Origin of the sequence: Corallococcus sp. AB049A (genome assembly GCF_003668885.1) — a bacterium.
Taxonomy (GTDB): domain Bacteria; phylum Myxococcota; class Myxococcia; order Myxococcales; family Myxococcaceae; genus Corallococcus; species Corallococcus interemptor.
The window spans coordinates 1-754 of sequence record NZ_RAWL01000862.1 but is presented as its reverse complement, the minus strand read 5'-3'; the positions used below and the strand labels follow the sequence as shown (position 1 = coordinate 754).

Here is a 754-nt window from a genome sequence, read left to right as displayed (position 1 = left end):
CTGTAGCGCTCCGACTCGATGACCTTACCGTCCTCACCACGCGACTCGTCGTCCAGCGCGCGCTTTCGATTGTCCCGATCCTCATCCAGAGCGGAACGGCGTTGCATGCGATCCACGCTCGCTGCGCCATGGCCGATGCCGAACAGCGCCTGGTCGTTGCCGCGCTGCTGTGCATGCGCCGCCTGCTGGAGCTCCCGCTGCAGCTTCAGCAGATCCTGCTGGGCCTTCTTCGACGCTTCAGCGGCTGCCGCTTCCTTGGCCAGGGCCACCGCGGCGTCCAGCGAGGCCTTCACCCGCAGTTGCTTCTGCTCGCTGAGCTTCTTCTCGGCATGCTCCATCTCGTCAAGGAGGGTGACCTGCAGCTTTTCCGCCTCTGTCATCCCCTCCTTCAGCTTCTGCCGCACCCGGTCCTGGGCGATCTGCTTCTCGATGCGATCCATCAGCCCGGCGTACGCATCAGCCTGCTCGTGCACGCCCCTGACCGACTGCTGGGCGGCCTGCTGCTGTTCGCGGAACTGGGCCTTGCGTTCGATGTCGGCCTTCTTGCGCGCGGCATCCCTGTTGAACTCTGCGCGCTGGGCCGGGTCCATCTTGTCCGGGCCGCCCCTTGCGTTGATCTCCGCGCCGCGTTCAGCCATCCAGGCCGCGTACTCGCCACGGGTCAGCCGGATCCACTCGACCTCGTCCCGCCACGCCTCTCCGCGCATGGCGCCCAGCATGCCGTTGAAGGCATCGGTCGCCTTCAATGCGTTCC

At 66.3% G+C, this 754-nt stretch carries 1 protein-coding gene; it reads right to left on the bottom strand.

What is annotated here, in order from left to right; translation table 11 throughout:
• Positions 1-754, bottom strand: a 754-nt coding sequence (locus D7X55_RS39965; RefSeq protein WP_199747360.1) for a hypothetical protein, incomplete at both ends; no start/stop codon positions are given.